The sequence below is a fragment of the Allobosea sp. genome, from assembly GCF_036675845.1.
Lineage (GTDB): Bacteria > Pseudomonadota > Alphaproteobacteria > Rhizobiales > Beijerinckiaceae > Allobosea.
Genome location: NZ_JAKFED010000102.1, coordinates 1 through 3,802, shown reverse-complemented (window position 1 = coordinate 3,802; position 3,802 = coordinate 1). Strand labels below are relative to the sequence as shown.

Annotated in this window: 5 protein-coding genes; 3 read left to right on the top strand and 2 right to left on the bottom strand. The window is 64.8% G+C overall.

What is annotated here, in order from left to right; genetic code table 11:
• Both V6M56_RS11485 and V6M56_RS11480 read left to right on the top strand, forming a co-directional pair.
• The coding region (locus V6M56_RS11485; RefSeq protein WP_332683787.1) for a polysaccharide deacetylase family protein at positions 1-727 on the top strand (727 nt) is incomplete at its 5' end.
• Between the two features lie 13 nt (positions 728-740).
• A complete protein-coding gene (locus V6M56_RS11480; RefSeq protein ID WP_332683786.1) occupies positions 741-1,061 on the top strand; it encodes a hypothetical protein in 321 nt (106 codons plus the stop codon).
• 12 nt (positions 1,062-1,073) lie between these two features.
• Here V6M56_RS11480 and V6M56_RS11475 read toward each other — a convergent pair whose 3' ends face one another.
• The gene (locus V6M56_RS11475; protein ID WP_332683785.1) at positions 1,074-1,289 is read right to left on the bottom strand and encodes a DUF2842 domain-containing protein; all 216 of its coding nucleotides are present in this window, start codon (positions 1,287-1,289) and stop codon (positions 1,074-1,076) included.
• Between the two features lie 125 nt (positions 1,290-1,414).
• On the opposite strand from V6M56_RS11475, the gene V6M56_RS11470 reads away from it, so the two are divergent.
• Entirely contained in the window at positions 1,415-2,479 is a 1,065-nt protein-coding gene (locus V6M56_RS11470) for a COX15/CtaA family protein (RefSeq protein ID WP_332683784.1), read from the top strand.
• Positions 2,480-2,578: 99 nt separating this feature from the next.
• Here V6M56_RS11470 and V6M56_RS11465 read toward each other — a convergent pair.
• Positions 2,579-3,802: O-acetylhomoserine aminocarboxypropyltransferase (locus V6M56_RS11465; protein WP_332683783.1), on the bottom strand; the 1,224-nt coding region annotated here is incomplete at its 5' end.

Below are 3,802 nucleotides of genomic sequence, written 5' to 3'. Positions count from 1 at the left end.
CGCCTGGCCGGTGCTGGCGAAGCACCAGGCGCCCTGGACGCTCTATGTGACGCCGGGCTTCGCCGAGCGCACGGCGCGGCTCTGGTGGCTGGAGCTGGAGGAGGCGATCCGGGCGCTGCCGCGGGTTTCGATCGATCTGCCGGACGGCCGTTTCGATGCGCCGGCCGGCACCGACGCCGAGAAGTACAAGGCCTTCGAGCGGCTCTACTGGCGTCTGCGCCAAGGGCCGGAAGCGATTCTGCTATCAGTGATTTCCGATCTGGCGAAGCAGGCGGGCGTCGATCCCGTCGCGCTGGTCGAGCGCGAATGCCTGCCGCTCGAGACGCTGCGGGGCCTTGCCGGCGCTCCCGGCGTCACCATCGGCGCCCATACGCTGAGCCATCCGATGCTGGCCAGGCATCCGGAGGAAGTGGCGCGCCGCGAGATGGCAGACAGCAAGGCCTGGCTGGAGCAGAAGCTCGGCCTGTCCATCCGCCATTTCGCCTATCCGGTCGGTGATCCGACCTCGGCCGGACCGCGCGAATTCGCGCTTGCCGAGGAGGCGGGCTTTACCAGCGCCGTGACGACGCGGCCGGGACACCTCTTCGCCGGGCACGCCGGGCATCTGCATGCGCTGCCACGGGTCTCGCTCAACGGCCTGCATCAGAGCGAGGCGGCGCTCAAGGCGCTGCTCTCGGGGCTGCCGTTCCTACTGTGGAATCGGGGGCGGAAGATGGCTGTAAATTGATGGTGGAGTGGAGATGAGTGAAATAGTTATTATGTTTGTTATTTTGCCTTCGGTTTTGTTCTTTGGTGGTTATTTATTGTTTTTTAGAAATAATAGCTCTCCAGAAACATGGGCGGCGAGAATATTAGGGTGCATTATATTAGTTCCGATAATTTTACTTGGATGGTTTCTTAGTTTATTCTCGTCAGGAGGTATTGTTAGGGGCGATGAAGGCTTATATGTATATCTGGTATTTACATTCGCTGGTATAGTTTATCATTATGAGAGGGTATTAAGTTTGATTGCTATAGCTTCTTTCTATGCGATATTTGCTTATGTGAAATTGAAAGCATGAGTGCCTGTGCTGCTAAGAGGAAGAGTCGTCCTTCCGCTCCATCCACTTGATCAGCGGCAGCAGCGGTAGCACCCAGGCGAGGCCGAGCGCGATATAGGCGATGGTCTGCACCGGCTTCGACGCCTCGGTGATCCTTCCCTGCGCCAGGGCCATGGCGACGAGCGCATAGAGGCAGACGAAGATCAGGATCGCGACCGTGCCGACGAGCTTGCGATGGCTTTGGGTCATGAGGTCGTGCTTTCCGGCTGCGGCATTGCGGGCGTTGTTCGGGCTTGCCCGCCGGACTATCTGTCACCCGACGCCGCGCTTGTGAAGCGCATTCCAGCCTTTCGCCTTGCCGAGGTCCCGTTTCTGTGACGATCGCGCTCGAACAGCCCCAGCAGGCCGCCGCCGCTGCCGGCCATCCCGGTATCCGCCGCTGGCTCTGGGCCACCGCCTTCCTGGTTTTCGCGATGATCGTCGTCGGCGGGGCGACCCGGCTGACCGGCTCCGGCCTCTCGATCACCGAATGGCGGCCGGTCACCGGCGCGCTGCCGCCGCTTTCCGACGCCGCCTGGGCGCTGGAGTTCGAGAAGTACCGCGCCAGCCCGCAATATCAGCTGCTCAACACCGGCATGGCGCTGGCCGATTTCAAGTTCATCTACTGGTGGGAATGGGGCCATCGCCAGCTCGGCCGCTTCATCGGCCTGTTCTACCTCGCCGGCTTCCTCGTCGTCGCGCTGCGCCGGCTGCTGCCCTGGCGCCAGATCGCCGTGCTGTTCGGCATGGGCCTGCTGCTCGGCCTGCAGGGCACGATCGGCTGGATCATGGTCGCTTCCGGCCTGGAGCCCGGTATGGTCGCGGTCGCGCCGGTCAAGCTGACCCTGCACCTGACCTTCGCCGGCCTGTTCTTCGCCAGCGTCATCGCCTTCGCCACCTGGCTGGCTCCCTTGCGTCGGGTCGAACCGCAGCGGGGCAGGGGCGCCGCGCGGTTCCTGTTACTGCTGCTCTTCATCCAGATCGCGCTCGGCGGCCTCGTCGCCGGCTCGAAGGCCGGCTTCACCTTCAACACCTGGCCGCTGATGGACGGCGCGCTGATGCCGCCGCCCGCGACGCTCTTCGCCGGCAGCCCGCTCTGGGAGAACTTCGTCGACAATGTCGCGCTGGTGCAGTTCAACCACCGCCTCGGCGCCTATGTCCTCCTGGCCTTTGCGCTCTGGCACATGCTGGCGCTGCGCCGGGCTGCGCCGGGCTCGGGTGGCGCGAAACGCGCCACGGCGATCGTCGGGCTGGTGCTGGCGCAGTCGGCGCTCGGGATCGTGACGCTCTTGCTGGTGGTGCCGCTCTGGGCGGGCCTCGCCCATCAGGCGCTCGGCTTTGCCGTGCTGGCGATGGGCGTGGTGCATCTCACGCGCACGGAGCAGGGTGCGCGCGCATAAAGCGCGTCATGCTCGGGCGTGACCCGAGCATCTCTTGGGAACTGGTTTCCGAGCTTCCCGGGTCGGCGCTTTGCGCCGTCCCGGGAATGACGGTGCCGCTCAGGCCAGCGCCTGTTCCAGATCGGCGATTATGTCCTCGACATCTTCCAGCCCGATCGAGAGCCGCACCACTTCCGGCCCGGCGCCCGAAGCCGTCTTCTGCGCGTCGCTGAGCTGGCGGTGCGTGGTCGAGGCGGGGTGGATCACCAGCGAGCGGGTGTCGCCGATATTGGCGAGATGCGAGAACAGCTTCAGGTTCGAAACCAGCTTGACGCCGGCGTCGTAGCCGCCCTTGAGGCCGAAGGTGAAGACCGCGCCGGCGCCCTTGGGCGAATAGCGCTTGGCGAGCGCGTGGTACTGGTTGTCCGGCAGGCCGGCATAGTTGACCCATTCGACCGCCGGGTGCTTCGCCAGATGCGTCGCCACCGTCAGCGTGCTCTCGCAATGGCGCTGCATGCGCAGCGGCAGGGTCTCGATGCCGGTCAGGATCAGGAAGGCATTGAAGGGCGAAAGCGCCGGACCCATGTCGCGCAGGCCGAGCACGCGGGTGGCGATGGCGAAGGCGAAATTGCCGAAGGTCTCGCCGAGCACCATGCCGTTATATTCCGGCCGCGGCTTCGACAGCATCGGGTAGCGCTCGTCGCCGACCCAGTTGAATGAGCCGCCATCGACGATCAGCCCGCCGACCGAGTTGCCATGGCCGCCGAGGAACTTGGTCGCCGAATGCACGACGATGTCGGCGCCATGCTCGAAGGGGCGGATCAGATAGGGGCTGGCCATCGTGTTGTCGACGATGAACGGGATGTTGTGCTTCTTGGCGATCGCCGCGATGCCGGCGAGGTCGACGACGACGCCGCCGGGATTGGCGATGGATTCGACGAAGATCGCCTTGGTCTTGGGCGTCACCGCCGCGGCGAAGGCCTCGAGATCGTCGGAATCGGCCCAGATCACGTTCCAGCCGAAGTTCTTGTAGGAATGGTTGAACTGGTTGATCGAGCCGCCATAGAGCTTCTTGGCCGCGACGAACTCGTCGCCCGGCTGCATCAGCGCATGGAAGCAGAGGAATTCGGCGGCATGGCCCGAGGCGACGGCGAGCGCGGCGGTGCCGCCTTCGAGCGCCGCGACGCGCTCCTCGAGCACGGCGTTGGTCGGGTTGCCGATGCGGCTGTAGATGTTGCCGAAGGCCTGCAGGCCGAACAGCGAGGCGGCGTGGTCGACATCGTCGAAGACGAAGCTGGTGGTCTGGTAGATCGGCGTGGCGCGCGCGCCGGTCGCCGCGTCGGG